The organism is Polaribacter sp. 2405UD43-2, from assembly GCF_058147125.1.
The window spans coordinates 1-234 of the sequence record NZ_JBYVJX010000113.1; the positions used below are offsets into that span (position 1 = coordinate 1).

1 protein-coding gene is annotated in these 234 nt (G+C 32.9%); it reads left to right on the plus strand.

Translation table 11 applies throughout. The features are described 5' to 3' along the window. Window positions 1-38 precede the first annotated feature (38 nt). A partial coding sequence (locus ACY2RX_RS14960) for a bactofilin family protein (protein ID WP_490104756.1) occupies window positions 39-234 on the plus strand: 196 nt, incomplete at its 3' end.

Genomic DNA, 234 nt, shown 5'->3' on the forward strand with positions numbered 1-234 from the left:
GAAAGCAAAAGCAATAATAAAACAATTCCGTAAGTCAAATGTTTCGTAATAACGATAAAAATTCTCAAACACCCAAAACTATGGAAAGAAGTGTTGTAGCTAAAAACACAACCATTGTTGGCGATGTTAAATCTGATGGAGATTTTAGAATTGATGGCACTTTAGACGGAACATTGATTACAAACGGTAGGGTAATTATTGGCGTAGATGGTTTTATAAAAGGAAAAGTAGAAG